Genomic DNA, 16,501 nt, shown 5'->3' on the forward strand with positions numbered 1-16,501 from the left:
ATGACGGACGAAGTGGCAGGTGCTGCAGGCGAGGGGGCCATCGGTCCCCTCGACATCCGGCGGGTGATGGCGGCGATCCCGCATCGCTATCCGATGTTGCTGGTCGATCGGGTCGAAACGCTGGTGCCCAATGAGCGCATCTCGGCGATCAAGGCCGTGACGATCAACGAACCCTTCTTCGCCGGCCACTTCCCCGGCCGCCCGATCATGCCGGGCGTGCTGATCGTCGAGGCGCTGGCGCAGGCCGCGGGCGTGCTCGCGGTCGAATCGCTCGGCCTCGCGGGGACGGGCAAGCTTGTCTATTTCATGTCGATCGACGAGGTGAAGTTCCGCACCCCCGTCGAGCCCGGCGTGCTGCTGCGTCTCGACGCCGCCTTCGTTCAGAAGCGCGCGAGCGTCTGCAAGTTCGAAGGCAAGGCCTATCTGGGCGACAAGCTCGCTGCGCAGGCCAATTTCACCGCGATGATCGCCGATCCGCCCAAGGATTGACGCCTCCGTGCGGGCGGTGGCGATTAGGCCATCGCCCGCACGCGGACGGTCAATTGGCCGTCCTCCACGCACAATTCGTTGAACGACGGGGGGCTGGCGCGGACCCGTTCGGACAATGTGCCCGCGCCGACCATCCGGATCGATCCGATCGTCGCGCGCCATTCGACGTCGAACGGATCATGGACATGGCCGCTCAGCACGGCCTCCGCGCCCGCCTCCACCAAAGCATCGAGCGCCTCGCTGCCGCCGCGCGTGCGCGCCTGCGATTCCAGATCCTCACGATCGACCAGCGGGTGATGGCAGGCGACAACGCCCACCGCGCCGGCAGGCTTGCGGCGCAGGCAGGCGATCGCCTTGGCCAGCCCGCGTTCGGACACCCAGCCTTTCGACCAGTTGCGCAGCTGAAATCGCGCCGTCGTCTTCAGCGGCACCAGCCAGATCGACGCGAGGTCGAGCGGGCGCTCGATCTTGGCCTCCAGCCTCCTGAAATGCTTGTAGGGGCGGAACAGCCGCTTGAACGGGTTGTAGAGCGGCAGATCGTGATTGCCCGGCTCCACCGTCACCGGCACGTTCAGCGCGGAGAGATAGGCGCTGGCGGCGGCGAATTCGGCCTTCTTGGCGCGCATCGTCAGGTCGCCGGTCACGATCACGGCGTCGGGCTTTTCGCTGTGGACCCGATCCGCGAACCAATCGACCGCCTCGCGATCCTCGCGGCCGAAGTGCAGATCGCTGACATGAAAGAGCCGCGTCATGCACAAACAACATGGCAGGCGGCTGCCGGTTCCGATCAGATCATCGCGTCGATCGCGCCCTGCAGGATGTATGCGGCGGCCAGCTTGTCGACCAGTTCGGCGCGCCGCGCGCGGCTGGCGTCGGCCTCCAGCAGGGTGCGGGTGACGGCGGCGGTCGACCAGCGTTCGTCCCACAGCAGGATCGGCACGCCCAGTGCATCGATATTGCGCGCGAACTGCCGCACCGACTGGGTGCGCGGACTGTCCGTGCCGTCAAGGTTGAGGGGGAGACCGACGACGATCCCCTTCACCGATTGCGCGGCCACGATCGCGCGCAGCTTGGCAGCGTCGACGCTGAACTTGGTGCGCGCGATCGTCTCGGCCGGGCTGGCGATCGTCCAGCCGGCGTCGCACAACGCCACGCCGATCGTCTTGGTGCCGACGTCAAGCCCCGCCAGCCGCCCGCGATCGGGCAGTGCTTCGCGAAAATCGAGATTGGACGACAGGATCATCGCGCGAGGAAGCTCTTGGCCCGCGCCGCCGCATCGGCGCGGATGTTCGACCAGAACAGGGCGTAATCGAACACATGGTAGTTGTTGCCGGGCATGATGTAGCTGCCATAGCCCTCCGGCGGCGCCCCGATCAGCAGCGCGCCATTGGCGTCGCAGCGCGCACCGACCCCGGAGGCCGCGAAGGTGAAGCTCTTCACCGCCTTGTCGGGAATCAGCGATCCGCGATTGGCGGTAGGGAGGGCGGGCGTGGCCCCCTGTGCGCCCGTCAGCGGATTGACGCACAGCATATGCGTGCCCTTGCGCGGCTGGCCGGTATAGCCCTTGCCGCTTTCGAAGATCGTGCGGATCTGATGCTGATCGGCGGGTTCGGCGTAGCTTTGCCAGGTGATCAGGCAGTTCGCCTCACCCGGGTTCGCGCAGGCGGGGATGCCCAGCGCCGGCACGTCGGCCTCGACCGAGATCGGCCAGCCGACCAGATAGGCCGCGACGATCCGCTTCGCGATCGGCGTGTCCGCCATCTTGGCGTGCATCAGCCGCATCAGGTGAACGCTGCCCTGGCTATGTGCGGCGAGCAGGATCGGGCGGTCGGCGGGAATCTGCGCCAGAAACGCGTCGAACGCGCGGACGACGTCGCCATAGGCCAGATCGAACGCCTTCTGCGCATCGGGCTTGTCGGTCAGGAAGGCGCCCAGCGTCGCGAGGCGATAGCGCGGCGCCCAGACTTCGCCGACGCCGTTGAACGCGCTGGCCTCGCTCTGCGTGAACAGGGTCAGCCACTCGCGCGAATCCGCATCGTTGATGGGGGCGTTCCAGTGCGCCTTGCTGAAATAGGTGGTGGGCGGAACGTAGAAGACCGCGACCGGCCGGTCCTTCGGCAGCGTCGCCCCCTTGGGCAGCCAGCGCGACGGATCGGTCTTCAGATCGGGCCGCGCGATCCAGGCTTCGGGCTTCGCATAATCGGGAGCGGTGGCGGCGGCAGGCGCCTCGAACGGCTCGCCCGGCACGAAGGCCATCCGCATCAACGGCTCCTGAAACAGGCTCCACGCGATCCCGAAGGCGAGGATCAAAGCGATGATGCCGGCGATGATGTAAAGGAAGCGGCGGGCGAGCAAGGCGGTCTCCGACGGGGCGTCGCAAGAAACCCCATGTTCGTCGCCCCAGCGGAGGCTGGGGCCTATCTCTCTCGCCTCCTAGCTGTCCTTTGCCGATAGAGAAATAGGCCCCAGCCTCCGCTGGGGCGACGAAAAGGGTTATCGTCACCTGCTTCACGGCCAGAGCGCGCTTGAAGCGCCGTCGCGCCGATGCTAGCCGCCGGGCATGTCCGTAGATGCAGCAACCGTCCGCAAGATCGCGAGCCTTGCCCGTATCGCCATGACCGAAGGCGATGTCGATGCGATGGTTCCCGAACTCAACAATATCCTCGGCTGGATCGAACAGCTGGGCGAGGTCGATACCGCAGGTGTCGAGCCGATGGCCTCGGTGATCCCCGGCCATCAACGGCTGCGCGCCGATGTCGTCACCGACGGCGATGTCCGTGACAAGGTTCTCGCCAACGCGCCGCAGGCCGAACATGGCTTCTTCGCCGTGCCGAAGGTAATTGAATAGTGACTGCTACAAATCTCACCGACCTCGGCATCGCCGGGATCCGCGACGGCTTCCGCGCTGGCACCTTTTCCGCGCGCGAAGTGGCCGATGCCTTCAACGCCGCGGTTGCGGGCGCCGACGCGCTCAACGCCTTCATCGTCAAGACGCCCGATCATGCGATCGCGGCCGCCGACGCTGCCGACAAGGCACGCGCAGACGGGGCAGACCTCGGCGCGCTCGCGGGCGTGCCGCTGGGCATCAAGGATCTGTTCTGCACCGAAGGTTATCAGACCACGGCGGCCAGCGGGATGCTGGGCGGCTTCGTGCCGACCTATGAATCGACCGTCACCGCCAAGCTGTTCGGTGCGGGCGCGGGCATGCTCGGCAAGCTCAACCTCGATCAGTTCGCAATGGGTTCGTCGAACGAAACGAGCGCGTTTGGTAACGTGATCTCGCCGTGGCGGCGCAACGACAGTGGTAATGCGCCGCTCGCCCCCGGCGGTTCGTCGGGCGGTTCGTCGGCGGCGGTCGCGGCGCGCATCGCGCCGGGCGCGACGGGCACCGACACGGGCGGATCAATCCGCCAGCCGGCCGCCTTCACCGGCATTTCGGGCATCAAGCCGACGTATGGCCGCTGCTCGCGCTGGGGCACGGTGGCCTTCGCCTCCTCGCTCGATCAGGCGGGCGCGATGGCGCATGACGTGCGCGACTGCGCGATCATGCTTGAGGCGATGTCGGGCTTCGACGCGAAGGACTCGACCTCGGTCGAGCTTTCGGTGCCGAACTGGGAAGCCGCGCTGTCGGCGGATCTGAAGGGCAAGAAGGTGGGTATTCCCAAGGAATATCGTGTCGACGGCATGCCCGCCGATATCGAGGCGCTGTGGCAGCAGGGCATTGCGTGGATGAAGGATGCGGGGGCCGAGATCGTCGAAGTCTCGCTGCCGCACACCAAATATGCGCTGCCGACCTATTACATCATTGCGCCGGCCGAGGCTTCGTCGAACCTCGCCCGCTATGATGGCGTTCGCTACGGCCTGCGCGATCTGCCCGATGGCGCGAACCTGCAGGACATGTACGCCGCCACCCGCGCCGCCGGCTTCGGTGCCGAGGTGAAGCGCCGCATCATGATCGGCACCTACGTCCTCTCGGCGGGATTCTACGACGCCTACTATACCAAGGCGCAGAAGGTTCGCGCGCTGATCGCCCGCGATTTCGCGCAGGCATGGGAAAAGTGCGACGTCCTGCTGACGCCGACCGCACCGTCGGCGGCGTTTGCGCTCGGCGAGAAATCGGCCGATCCGCTGGCGATGTATCTCAACGACGTCTTCACAGTACCGTCGAGCCTGGCGGGCCTGCCCGCCATGTCGGTGCCGGGCGGCCTCGATCCGCAGGGGCTGCCGCTGGGTCTCCAGATCATCGGCAAGCCGTTTGACGAACAGGGCGTCCTCAACGCGTCGCTCGCGATCGAGCAGCGCGCAGGCTTTGCGGCACGTCCGGGCAAGTGGTGGTAATATGAGCACTTATACGATCGAAGGGGCGACCGGCCCCTGGGAAGTGGTGATCGGGCTCGAAGTGCATGCCCAGATTGTCTCCAATGCGAAGCTGTTCTCGGGCGCGGCGACCGCGTTCGGGGCGGAGCCGAACACGCAGGTTAGTCTGGTCGATGCGGCGATGCCCGGCATGCTTCCCGTCCTGAACGAGGAATGCGTGCGGCAGGCGGTGCGCACCGGCATGGCGATCAAGGCGCAGATCAACAAATGGTCGCGCTTCGATCGCAAGAACTACTTCTACGCCGATCTTCCGCAGGGCTATCAGATCAGCCAGCTCTATCATCCGATCGTAGGTGAAGGCGCTATCGAGATCGAAGCCGACGGCGTCACCAAGACGGTGGGCGTCGAGCGCATCCATATCGAGCAGGATGCGGGCAAGCTGATGCACGATCAGCACCCGACCAGTTCCTATGTCGATCTCAACCGCTCGGGCGTCGCGCTGATGGAAATCGTGTCGCGTCCCGACATGTCGTCGCCAGCCGAGGCGGGTGCTTATCTGCGCAAGCTGCGCGCGATCCTGCGCTATGTCGGGTCGTGCGACGGCAATATGGAGGAAGGCTCCATGCGCGCCGACGTCAACGTGTCGGTGCGCAAGAAAGGCGCTCCCTTCGGCACCCGCACCGAGACGAAGAACGTCAATTCGGTCCGCTTCGTGATGGCCGCGATCGAGGGCGAGGCACGCCGCCAGATCGACGTGATCGAGGAAGGCGGCACGATCGTGCAGGAAACCCGCCTCTACGATCCGAACCGCAACGAGACGCGTTCGATGCGGTCGAAGGAAGATGCGCATGACTATCGCTACTTCCCCGATCCGGATCTGCTGCCGCTCGAATTGAGCGACGAATTCCTGGCCGAATGCGCGGCGAGCCTGCCCGAACTGCCCGACGCCAAGATCGCGCGCTATCGCGAGGTTCTGGGCGTTTCGGCTGGCAATACCGAGGTGGTCACCGCCGACGTCGCCAACACCCGCTGGTTCGAGGCTTTGCTGCGCGAAGCGGCGGCCAAGCAGGGCAAGTCGGAAGCCGATGTCGCCAAGGCCGCGTCGAACTGGCTCGTCTCCGATCTGTTCGGCGGCCTCAACCGCGTCGGCAAGTCGATTGAGGAAAGCCCGATTTCGGTTGCGCAGGGCGCCGAGCTGCTCGCGCTGATCGCCGACGGTACGCTGTCGGGTTCGCTTTCCAAGCAGGTGTTCGAGATCATGCTCGAAACCGGCGACGATCCCGCCAAGATCGTCGAGGAAAAGGGCCTGAAGCAGACCAGCGACACCGGCGCGATCGAGGCCGTGATCGCCGAGGTGATGGCCGCGAACGAGGATAAGGTCGCCGATTATCGCGGCGGCAAGGACAAATTGTTCGGCTTCTTCGTCGGCCAGACGATGAAGGCGATGGGCGGCAAGGCCAATCCGGGCGTCGTCAACGATCTGCTCAAGAAGGCCTTGGGCTGATCGCCAAGCCGTAATACGTCATCCCGGCGGAGGCCGGGATCTCAGCAGGCTCTAGCCCTGTGCATCTCTCCTGAGATCCCGGCCTCCGCCGGGATGACGAGTGAGAGAGGCGTTTGACGATGATCTACGGCGATCCCGGCACGGTCATCCCCCTCGGCCTCCAGCCGCGCAGCGAGGGGCCGTTCCGGCTGTCGGTGCCGGACGGGCTGAGCCTCGTCCGCGTCGGCCGGAGCGACCGGATCCAGCAGCGAACGGCCAGTTGGCGCTTCGATCGGGACGGCGGCGGTTTCGCGAGCGATGGCGACGCCTTTTCGGCGGCGGTCCCGCTGGTGGTTCAGGGCGGCACCGGGCCGATTGCGGGCGGGCTGATGAGCCTGGCGCGCGACGCTTTTCTGCGCACCGGCCCTCTCGGCCTCACCTTCGATGATGATCCCAAGGCGCCGGGCACGCCACTCCGGATGCGGCTGTCCTTCGCCGGGATCGTTCCGCTCGATGTCGGGCCGCCATTGCTCGACATCTTCGCCTGGGCGCGGGGGCGGCTGTCGCTCTATGCCAGCAACGAAAAAGGGCTGCTGTCGTGCCGCGTCGAGGGCAAAAGCGGCGCGAACAGCTTTTCCAGCAGCATCGGCCGCAACGGGACGACCGAACAGCTGCTCGAGGTCGAATGGACCGACATTCCGGGCACATCGGGCGGCAGGATCGCCTTCTTCATCGACGGTAAGCCGGCGGGCGGCCCGTTCCCGACCAATCTGAAGCCGCACTTGCCGCCCGAGGTGCAGATCGAGACGAACGCGTCGCTCGGCAACACCCGCGACGGCGCCGGCATCCGCGTGCGGCGGATCGGGATCGGGTTCGACCAGACGGTCGCCGAACCGGATTATCGTCCGCTCGATCCGAACCTGCTGCTGTCCGACGCCGATCTCGCCGCGCTCGCAGTCGATGCGCGGCGCGTGGCGACGCCGCAGCCGCCGCGCACGATCGGCTATGCGGGGCTGGACGGGCAGGTGACGACGATCGACGTCACGGTCGGCCCGCTCGCCGTGCCGGCGGGGCAGGCTTATAAGGCGGTGCTGGTCGACTGGTCGTCAGGGCAGGGTGTGCCGCATCCCAACGAACTGGCGATGACGCGGATCGCCGCGCAAAATTGCCAGTTCGAGGACGCCCTGCTCGGCGCGAGGCAGGCGCCGTGGATCGAATGCCTGCCGCAGGGGCCGGTCCCCAATATCGCGGGCATCGATTATCGGTGCGAGGCGATACGGTGCGGCGACTATGTCCAGTTCCAGTTCGGCTATGACTGGGATGCCACGACCATGCCAGCCAATCCCTTTGGCGATCCGACGGGCAAGCACAGCTACATGGCCCCGCACACATGGCTGGTGCAGGACGAGGCGGGGCGGACGATCGCGACGATCGCGCGGCCCGATGGCGGTCCGCTCAACGGCACCGACATTCCCCGCATCTTCGCGGGACCGTTCGACGGGCGCGGTTGCGCGAAGACTGACAAGGATCATCGTTGGTATCCGCACGGTACGGTGCGATCGGGAATCATCTGGCGATCGGGCGATCCGCCGACGCACGCCGTGGCCGACGTGCGTGCCACTGTGCCGCTCTACGATCAGTCGGTGCCCTTCGCCAGCCACAGCGACTATTCGGTCAACGGCTTCGATCTGCGCATCTTCGCGGGTGGATCGGGCAATGACGGGCAGGCGAACGGCTTTGCCAATTGCCGGGTAATGAGCTGGGAACCGAGCGATCATCCGATGATGCAGCGGGAGGGCGCGCGCACCCGCGATCCTTATCGCGCCTCGCTCTATTCGCCCAATTCGCTGTCGGCCAATGCGGCGGTCTGGCTGCGCTACACGCCGTTCAACGTGCAGGGCCGATCGCCGACGACGGGGCCGGGTGGCACGCGCGACGATCGGCAGATCATCGCCGAGCCGGTTGCGCGCTATGCGAACGATCTGAACGCCACCCGTGCGCATGACGGGCGGCCGTGGCGCTCGATCGCGCTCGATTATCTGACCGGTTACGCCTCCGATCCCGTCCACGCTTTCGAACGCGGGCGCAACGTGCCGGTCTATAAGGGCAATGCGCAGCGTGCGGTCGTCCTGCGCAACCATTATTATGGGCAGGGCAATATGGGCCTGCCCGCGACGCAGGCCTGGTATGTGCAGGGCGGCAGGCTGAGCGACTGGACGGCCGGCACCAGCCCGTTGCGCGTCGTTGTGCCCTATGCGGGCGATGCGCCCGACGCGCCGACCTTCGGCAGTTTCCAGATCGATAAGTCGCACGCGCACCAGTTTCCCGGCTGGGGAAGCCTTTTGTTCCGCACGCCCGAATTCGCCTTTCTGGGCGCGCGCTTCTGGGATCAAAACCGGCTCTACAGCAACGATATCCTGACGATCGGGCAATGGGCGTCGCGCGACGGCGCCTGGGCGTTCATGCACGCCGCGCTCGCGTGGAAGACGGGCAGCGCGACATCGACCCGGCTCTACAGCCGCGCCGAGGTGCTGGCGTTCGTGGTCGCCGATTTCGAACGCTTCCATGACGAGCATTACGCGGCCACTCCCGGCTTCGCGCATCCGCCCGCCAGCATCTTCATCGACGGCCGCTTCGACGGCACCAGGGCGGTCTATGCCGCCGCAGCGCACTTCGGGCCGGTGACGGCCGACAATGGCGATAAGATGATCCAGCTCGATTTCCAGATCGGCTATTGGCTGACAGCGCTGGGCGCGGGCGAGAAATTGGGTTTCCACGATGCGCTGCGGCGGGCGAGCGCGAAGGCCGGGACCGTCCTCGACTGGCTGATCGCCGCTCATCGCCGGCGTGTCGTCGGGCGGATCAACGGCGCCCCGCATATCCTGCACGCCGATGCGACGCCCTATCTGACGCCCTTGTGGACGCGCGAGATGATCGTGGCGGCAGGCGGCGAGGTCGCGCGCCTGCCACAGGATTATGCCGCGATGCAGGCCGCCTTCGGATCAAGCGAGCGTTGGGACATGTTCGTCCATGAAGGGCGTGAGCAATCGCGCGACGGGCAGGCGATGGACCAACTGATTGCCGCGCCCGCGACCCTGCGCTACCTGTTGCGACAGTCGGGCGAGGATATCGACCGCGCGATGGCGACCGTCGCCGGCTGGCGGCGCGAGAAGATCGCCGAGGAACTGAATAAGGGCGAGGATGCCGGCGGCGGCTGGTTCCTCTACCTTCAGGCGACCCACAACCCGCCGACGGCGGCGCAGTCCTAACGGATCGTCCGCACCTCGGCCGCATCGCCCGGCGCCATCAGCCGGCGCCGCACGCCACCGGGCAGCTTGCCGTCTAGGCCGATTACCCCGAACAGTGTGCCGATCGCGGTCGGCGGCGGCGCGATCGGCGTGATGGCATCGCCCGGCGCATCGTCGCACGGCCCGCAGACGTAGAGCGACCCCGCCGTCGGCGCGCCGACCTGCACGTTGCGAACCCCGGCGAAGCGTAGCGGAAGCAAAGCACGGTCGTAGGTCGTCTTGTCGGTGAATACGGCTTGCGCCGAATGCGCCTGCGCCGTTTCGACCAATATCTCGGCCGACCAGTGCGGGTGGCGGTTGGCGAGCGATAAAGCCGCGAAGTTCGCGCCGACCAGTGCCACCAGCACTGCAGCGCGCATCATCGGCCGCAGGCGCACGAGCCACAGCGCGACGACGATCGCCGCCGTCACCGCCGCCAGCACGAAATAGCGCGGATTGAGGACGAGTTCGTGCACCAGCGCACCGACGACGAAGAAGGCGGCCACCGCCATTGCTCCGAGGATCAGCAGCCGCGACTGCGCCCGCCCGCGCAGATGCCGCCACGGCCGCGCGATCGTCGCCGGGATCAGTAGCCAGAACAGAAGCGCGAAATCGTCGTTGATCAACAGGACGAGCAGCGGATCGATCGCCGGGTGGAGCAGGAAATTGCCCTCCGCATTGGCGGCGCGGTCCATCTTGTCGTCATGGTTGATCGCAAGGCCGTAGCGGTGGAGCGGATCGCCGGTGACGATCCACTGGAACAAAGCCTCGGCCCCCTGCACCGCAAGGAAGCCGAAGCCCGCCGCGATCAGCGCGCGACGCCCCACAGGCTTTCCGCACAGGAAGATCGGCAACAGGCCGACCAGCGGCAGGATCGCCGTCTCGCGGCTCAGGAAAGCGAGGCCGAAGCTGATGCCGGCGGCGAAGCCTTTGCGCATGTCGTCGCGTCCGACGGGCAGCAGCGCGATGCCGCCCAGCACGAAGACGAGTTCGGCCATGTCGCAATTGACGATCGACGCGAAGGTCGCGAGCACCGGCATCGTGCCGGTCAGCATCACCGCGATCCAGCCCGCGGTGGCCCCGCCGATCCGCTTCGCCGTCAATCCCACGGTGACCAGCAATGCCGCGAACCAGCCGAGCGACATGGCGTGGAAAGCGGCCAAGCCCTTGCCGAAGATCGCGATCGCGGCCGCAAAGCTCAGCACGACGGGGAAGCGCGTCGTCCAGTGGTCGACCCCTGCATAGGGCGGATTATCGACCCACTTCACCGCGCCGAAATAATAGAGGCCGTCGTCTGACGCGATATAGCCGACCCAGCCGAGCCACAGGGCGATCGCCACCGCGATCACCGTCGGCACCGCCCAGCGCCAGCTTTGGTCTGTTCGCATCGTCACCCCCGACAGGCGTGGTAGGCGGAATCTGCAGGGATGAAAATCCTCCCCCGGCGGGGGAGGGGGACCAGCGTAGCTGGTGGAGGGGTATTCGAGGCTTGGCGGTTCGTTGCCGGCCAATACCCCTCCGTCAGTCCTGCGGACTGCCACCTCCCCCGCCGGGGGAGGATTTACAGGCTCGCAACCCGCGCCTTTCCCTCCTAAATGGCTCGCATGTCGGCCGATCTCTACAATCCCACGATCCTGCGGCTGGCGGCGACGATCCCGCATCATGCCCGCCTTCCCGATCCACAGGGGAGCGCCGCCAAACGATCCCCGATCTGCGGCAGTCGGGTGACGGTGGATGTTCGCATCGACGATGACGGCCGCATCAGCGCGCTGGGCCTCGAAGTGCGCGCCTGCGCGCTTGGGCAGGCTTCGGCATCGCTGATGGGCGCGCATGCGATCGGGCGCAGCCTCGATGAACTGGAGGGTGCGCGCGATGTGCTGACCGCTTTCCTCGCCGGGGAGCGTGCCGATCCGGGCGATTGGCCGGGGATCGAGATCTTCCTGCCCGCTGTCGCCTATCCCGCACGCCATGCCTCGATCCGGCTCGCCTTCGAAGGGGTCGCCGAAGCCGTTGCCGCCGCCCGCGCCGCGCGGGTTGCGGCGTGAACGAGGCGCACGAAACCGCGTTCCTGCTGAAGGACGGCGTCATCCTGCTCGGCATGGCGATCGTCTTCGTCCTGCTGTTCCGTCGCCTCGGCCTCGGCGCCACGCTGGGTTATCTGGTCGCAGGTGCGCTGGTCGGTCCGCATGGTCTGGCGCTGATCGGCGATGCGGAGGCGAAGCTGGGCATCGCCGAACTCGGCATCGTCCTGCTGCTGTTCCTCGTCGGGCTGGAACTGCATCCCAACCGGCTCTGGCGATTGCGGCGCGACATCTTCGGCCTCGGCCTGGTCCAGGTGGCGCTGTGTGGTGCGGCGATCAGCGCGGTCATCTTCCTGACGACGGGCTTCAGCTGGGCCGCCGCGCTCGCGCTCGGCCTGCCGCTGGCGCTGTCGTCGACCGCGCAGGTGCTGCCGATGTTGCAGTCGGCCGGCCGCCTCAATACGCCCTCGGGCGAGCGCGCTTTCTCCGTCCTGCTGTTTCAGGATCTGTCGATCGTCCCGCTGATCACGATCATCGCCGCGCTTTCGCGCACGCCGCCCGCACCCGATGCGCCGCCCGGATGGCTGCTGGGCCTCTATACGGTCGGCGCGGTCATCGGCCTCGTCCTGATCGGCCGGTTCGTGATGAACCCGCTGTTCAAGGTGATCGGCCGGCTGGGGGAGCGCGAATTGTTCGTCGCCGCCGGCCTGTTCGCGGTGATCGCGGCGGCGGCGCTGATGGAGGCGCTGCACCTGTCGGCGGCGCTCGGCGCGTTCATCGCGGGCGTGATGCTGGCGGACTCGCCGTACCGGCATGAACTGGAGGCTGATGTCGAGCCGTTCCGCACGATCCTGCTCGGCCTGTTCTTTATCGCGGTCGGCATGTTGCTCGATCTGCACGTCATCGCCGAACGCCCGCTGTTCGTGATCGCGATGGCGCTGGCGGTGGTGGCGACCAAGGCGGTCGTCATGTTCGGCATCGCGCGCGTCTTCGGTGTCGCATGGCGTTCCGCTCTCGCCTTCGCCCTGCTGCTCAGCCAGGGAGGCGAGTTCGCCTTCGTGCTGTTCGCGCAGGCGCAGAACGCGCTGCTGATCGCGCCCGAGGCGGCGAGCCTGTTCAGCGCGATCGTCACCCTGTCGATGGTCACGACGCCGATCCTGATGATGGTCGCGCAACGTTTCCTGAACAAGGGCGTGAAGGCCGAGGAGGATCGGCCCGGCCCCGACGGCAATCAGACGGGCGATGCGATCGTCGTCGGCTATGGCCGCTTCGGGCAGACGGTGGCGCAGATGCTGGTCGCGTCGGGATCGCAGGTGACGTTGATCGACAACAAGGCGTCGCAGATCGAACAGTCGGGCAAGTTCGGGATGAAGGTCCATTATGGCGACGGCACCCGCGTCGACATATTGCGGCTGGCGGGCGCGGCGGATGCGCGCGCGATCATCTTCTGCGTCGACGGCAACGACCTCGGCAAGGCGCAGCTTCAGCCCATCCTCAACGCCTTCCCCAAGGCGGCGGTGCTGGTGCGCACCTTCGACCGGCGGCATATGATGGATCTGGCGCGGTTGGACCTGAACGGCATGGTCCGCGAATTGTTCGAAAGCGCGGTCCTGCTCGGCCGCCACGCGCTCGAGGCCGTGGGCGTCAGCGATCGGAACATCGACAAGGTCGAGGCCGAATATCGCCGGCGCGACGGTTCGCGGCTGGAAGCGCAGATGGAGACGGGCGATCTCGCCGCCTTGCGCGACCAAATGTTCATACCCGGCCGCGCGCTCGATCTGAGCGAGGACGAAGACGAAGGGGAGAAGGGCAATGGCGAAGCGCAGCGGGAAGGGTGATCCGCTTGGCGGCCTGCTGGCGGTGGCCGGCGCGGTCGCGGTCATCGGCGGGGCCTATGGTTCGCACGGCGCGACCGGCGCTGCGGTGGAGTGGCTCAAGACGGGCGCGCTCTATCTGATGGTCCATGCGATTGCGGGCCTCGTCGCGATCCAGCTGGGTCGGCGCGGGCCGGCGGGGCTGTTCCTGCTGGGCGGCGCGGTCTTTTCGGGCACCTTGTTCGCCATGTCCTTCGGCGCGCCGCGCATTCTGGGCGCGGTCACGCCGCTGGGCGGGCTGGCGATGATCCTCGGCTGGGTGTGGCTCGCCATCGCGATGCTGCGGGGGCGGTGATGCGCGCGCTGTTCACCTTCGCCGGCGCGTTGCTCCTCGCCTCGCCGGCATATGCGGCGAAGTCGGCGGCCGATCTCGCGATCCGCGCCGTCACCGTGATCGACGTCGAACATGGCACGCGGATCGCCGGGCAGACCGTGATCGTGCAGGGCGACCATATCGCCGCGGTCGGCACCGACGCCGCCATCGCGAAGGCATGGGCGCCTGCGCGCACGATCGACGGCAAAGGCCGCTATCTGATCCCTGGTCTCTGGGACATGCACGTCCATTTCGGCGGCGGGCCGGATTTGATCGAGGAGAATAAGGCGCTCCTGCCGCTCTACGTCGCCAACGGCATCACCACGATCCGCGATTGTTCGGGTGACCTGCCCGAACAGGTGCTGGCATGGCGCGGCGAGATTGCGAACGGCACCCTGTTCGGTCCGCGCCTGCTGTCATCGGGCGCGAAGATCGAGGGGATCAAGCCGATCTGGAAGGGTACGGTCGAGGTCGGCAGCAAGGCGGACGTCGATGCCGCGATCACCAGGCTGCACGATCGCGACAAGGTCGATTTCATCAAGATCACCGACAGCACGCTCGATCCGAAACTGTTCCTTTACGCGCTGGGCCAGGCGCATGCGCAGGGCATCCGCACGTCGGGCCACATCCCGATGGCGCTGACGGTCGAACAGGCGGTCGACGCCGGGATCAGCTCGATCGAGCATATGGATTATGCCTTCAAGGCGGGCGTGAAGGATGAGGCGGCGATCGCGGCTGACTTCGCCGCAGGCAAGATCGATCGGGCCGAGGCGAACCGCCGTCTCGATGTCGGCTTCGACCGCGCGACCGCGATGGCGGCCTATCGCAACTTTGCGGCGAAGGGCGTCTTCGTCACGCCGACGCTCAACGGCAGCCGGATCATCAGCTGGCTCGACAGCGAGGATCATTCGAAGGACGAGTATCTCAGCCTTATCGGCCCGAAACTGCGCAAGACCTATGACTGGCGGATCGAGCGCGCCGCGCAGGCCGATGCTGCCGGTATCGCCGCGCGCCATGCCCATTTCGATCGTATGGCCGCCGTCCTGCCGATGCTGGCCGAAGCCGGCGTGACGATCATCGCGGGCACCGATGCGGGCTTCCTCAACTCGTTCAATTATCCGGGGCAGGGGCTGCACGACGAACTCACCCTGTTCGTGAAGGAGGGGCTGACCCCCGAACAGGCTTTGTCGTCGGCGACGCGGGCGGGGCCGGCGTGGTTCGGCCAGCTCGATCGTTATGGTGCGGTGGCGCAGGGCAAGGCGGCCGATCTCGTTCTGCTCGATGCCGATCCGCTGAAGGACATCGACGCGACCCGCACGATCCGCGCCGTCGTGATGCGCGGCAAGCTCTACGATCGCGCCGCGCTCGACGCGATGCTGGCCGAAACCCGCGCGAAGGTGGCGGCGTGGGATTCGACCCACTAGCCGTCATCCCGGCGGAGGCCGGGATCTCAGGAGGTTTCTGCGGCTAACTGGCATCTAGATGCTCGCTGAGATCCCGGCCTCCGCCGGGATGACGAGAGTTACCTGCCCGTCGCCATCCGTTCTTCGGCGGCGGTGAAGTTCGAATGCGCGCCCGACGGTGCATCGTCGGGCACGGCGGTCACGAAATAGGCGACCCCGGTCTTGGCGTCCCGATCGATCCACAGGCCGGATCGCAGGCCATAGGCCTCGCCCGCATGGCCGACGCGGGGGATGCCGTCGCCGAACACATCCTCGCGGCAGCCGTCCCGCTGCGTTGCGAGCGTCTGGCTGGCGAGGCCGTAGCGGCAGATCGTGCCGGGGGTGCTTTCGCCGGTCACGCCATTGGCGCCGTCATAGGTCCATAGGGGCGCGAGCAGCAGATCGACCGACGCTTTGCTCAGGATGCGCCTGCCGCCGGATCGCCCGTCGTTGAGCAGCATCTGCCCGATCTTCGCGAGATCGCGCATCGAGATGCGCAGCCCCCCCTGCGGCGAGAAGCTTGCCCCGTTCCAGCCCGCGCGCCAGTGGGTGAGATCGCAATCGCCATCGGCGGCGGGGACGATCGTGCAGGCGGGGCGCTGACCATGATCGTCGTCGCGCACCGGCTTGCCCGCGGCGTCGTACAGGACGACCGCATGGGCGATCGTCGCATCGTCGCAACTTGCCCAGTTGTAGCAGCCCTTAAGCCCCATCGGATCGAGCACGAGCCGCTTCATCAACAGGTCGAAGCGTTCGCCCGTCGCGGCCTCCATCACCGATGCGACGACGGGGAAGTTGAGGTTGGTGTAGCGGAAGAAGCTGCCGGGCTTGTGATCCCGATCCCACGCCTTCGGATCGGCGAGTTGCGCGCGCACGGTGCGATCGAAGGGCAGCACATAATCCGCCGCGTCGGTCAGCGAGGACTGGTGCGACAGCAACAGCCGCAGCGTGATTGGCGCGTCGGGGAAGGCGGGGTTGTGCACCTGCCAGCCGAGCGCCTGCGAGACATCGGCATCGAGATCGAGCTTGCCCGCCTCGACCAGCCGCAGCACGCCGATCGCGACGACCAGCTTGGAGATCGACGCGATCCGCACCGGATCATCGGCGGTGACGGCGCGCCCGGTTGCGCGATCGGCCAGCCCCTCAATGCTCGGCGTCCCCACCGCGGTGGCGGTAAAGGGCTGTCGAACCGCTGCCGGAACAACAGGCTGCGCCTGCGCGTCCGTGGCGATAAGAGCGGCTATGGCGAAAAGGATGCGGTGCATAGCCCGCATC

The 16,501-nt window shown here is 66.9% G+C and carries 14 protein-coding genes; 9 read left to right on the top strand and 5 right to left on the bottom strand.

All coding sequences use genetic code 11. The annotated features are described in order from the left end of the window. Positions 1–489, top strand: coding sequence for a 3-hydroxyacyl-ACP dehydratase FabZ (gene fabZ / locus EOD43_RS08090; RefSeq protein ID WP_127742796.1), 489 nt, complete (start codon positions 1–3; stop codon positions 487–489). Positions 490–512: 23 nt separating this feature from the next. Here fabZ and EOD43_RS08095 read toward each other — a convergent pair whose 3' ends face one another. From EOD43_RS08095 to EOD43_RS08105, 3 genes are read right to left on the bottom strand one after another with little or no spacing between them, the layout of a single operon-like run. Further along, complete coding sequence (locus EOD43_RS08095) at positions 513–1,241, bottom strand: metallophosphoesterase family protein (RefSeq protein WP_127742799.1); 729 nt, start codon at positions 1,239–1,241, stop codon at positions 513–515. Between the two features lie 35 nt (positions 1,242–1,276). Then, complete coding sequence (gene ruvX, locus EOD43_RS08100) at positions 1,277–1,732, bottom strand: Holliday junction resolvase RuvX (RefSeq protein WP_127742801.1); 456 nt, start codon at positions 1,730–1,732, stop codon at positions 1,277–1,279. Next, a complete protein-coding gene (locus tag EOD43_RS08105; RefSeq protein ID WP_127742803.1) occupies positions 1,729–2,844 on the bottom strand; it encodes a DUF3089 domain-containing protein in 1,116 nt (371 codons plus the stop codon). The genes ruvX and EOD43_RS08105 overlap by 4 nt, the downstream gene beginning before the upstream one ends. A gap of 205 nt (positions 2,845–3,049) precedes the next feature. Here EOD43_RS08105 and gatC point away from each other — a divergent pair, with 205 nt between their 5' ends. The 4 genes from gatC (at position 3,050) to EOD43_RS08125 (ending at position 9,558) form a co-directional block, all read left to right on the top strand. Beyond that, complete coding sequence (gene gatC, locus EOD43_RS08110; RefSeq protein WP_127742805.1) at positions 3,050–3,337, top strand: Asp-tRNA(Asn)/Glu-tRNA(Gln) amidotransferase subunit GatC; 288 nt, start codon at positions 3,050–3,052, stop codon at positions 3,335–3,337. Continuing rightward, positions 3,337–4,827: an Asp-tRNA(Asn)/Glu-tRNA(Gln) amidotransferase subunit GatA gene (gene gatA / locus EOD43_RS08115; RefSeq protein ID WP_127742807.1), complete on the top strand. Its 1,491-nt coding sequence runs from the start codon at positions 3,337–3,339 to the stop codon at positions 4,825–4,827. The genes gatC and gatA overlap by 1 nt, the downstream gene beginning before the upstream one ends. A 1-nt stretch (position 4,828) precedes the next feature. Further along, the gene (gene gatB, locus EOD43_RS08120) at positions 4,829–6,310 is read left to right on the top strand and encodes an Asp-tRNA(Asn)/Glu-tRNA(Gln) amidotransferase subunit GatB (protein WP_127742809.1); all 1,482 of its coding nucleotides are present in this window, start codon (positions 4,829–4,831) and stop codon (positions 6,308–6,310) included. Positions 6,311–6,429: 119 nt separating this feature from the next. After that, positions 6,430–9,558, top strand: a complete 3,129-nt coding sequence (locus tag EOD43_RS08125) for a hypothetical protein (protein ID WP_127742811.1) — start codon at positions 6,430–6,432, stop codon at positions 9,556–9,558. On the opposite strand, the gene EOD43_RS08130 is transcribed toward EOD43_RS08125, so the two are convergent. Further along, positions 9,555–10,964, bottom strand: a complete 1,410-nt coding sequence (locus EOD43_RS08130) for an ArnT family glycosyltransferase (protein WP_164857160.1) — start codon at positions 10,962–10,964, stop codon at positions 9,555–9,557. The two genes, EOD43_RS08125 and EOD43_RS08130, sit on opposite strands and share 4 nt — an antisense overlap. A 207-nt stretch (positions 10,965–11,171) precedes the next feature. Here EOD43_RS08130 and EOD43_RS08135 point away from each other — a divergent pair, with 207 nt between their 5' ends. From EOD43_RS08135 to EOD43_RS08150, 4 genes are read left to right on the top strand one after another with little or no spacing between them, the layout of a single operon-like run. Beyond that, on the top strand, positions 11,172–11,621 hold the full coding sequence (locus tag EOD43_RS08135) for an iron-sulfur cluster assembly scaffold protein (protein ID WP_206363506.1): 450 nt from the start codon (positions 11,172–11,174) through the stop codon (positions 11,619–11,621). Between the two features lie 53 nt (positions 11,622–11,674). Beyond that, positions 11,675–13,435 (top strand): cation:proton antiporter domain-containing protein, encoded by a 1,761-nt coding sequence (locus EOD43_RS08140; protein WP_206363552.1) that lies wholly within the window; start codon positions 11,675–11,677, stop codon positions 13,433–13,435. Continuing rightward, positions 13,410–13,766 carry a DUF423 domain-containing protein gene (locus EOD43_RS08145; protein ID WP_127742819.1) on the top strand — a complete coding sequence of 119 codons (357 nt, stop codon included), beginning with the start codon at positions 13,410–13,412 and terminating at the stop codon, positions 13,764–13,766. The genes EOD43_RS08140 and EOD43_RS08145 overlap by 26 nt, the downstream gene beginning before the upstream one ends. Beyond that, positions 13,766–15,208, top strand: coding sequence for an amidohydrolase family protein (locus EOD43_RS08150; RefSeq protein WP_127744673.1), 1,443 nt, complete (start codon positions 13,766–13,768; stop codon positions 15,206–15,208). Before EOD43_RS08145 ends, EOD43_RS08150 begins: the two co-directional genes overlap by 1 nt. Before the next feature lie 98 nt (positions 15,209–15,306). Here EOD43_RS08150 and EOD43_RS08155 read toward each other — a convergent pair whose 3' ends face one another. Beyond that, positions 15,307–16,491 carry a serine hydrolase domain-containing protein gene (locus tag EOD43_RS08155; RefSeq protein WP_127744674.1) on the bottom strand — a complete coding sequence of 395 codons (1,185 nt, stop codon included), beginning with the start codon at positions 16,489–16,491 and terminating at the stop codon, positions 15,307–15,309. Positions 16,492–16,501 lie beyond the last annotated feature (10 nt).

This window comes from Sphingomonas crocodyli, from assembly GCF_004005865.1.
Taxonomy (GTDB): Bacteria; Pseudomonadota; Alphaproteobacteria; order Sphingomonadales; family Sphingomonadaceae; genus Rhizorhabdus; species Rhizorhabdus crocodyli.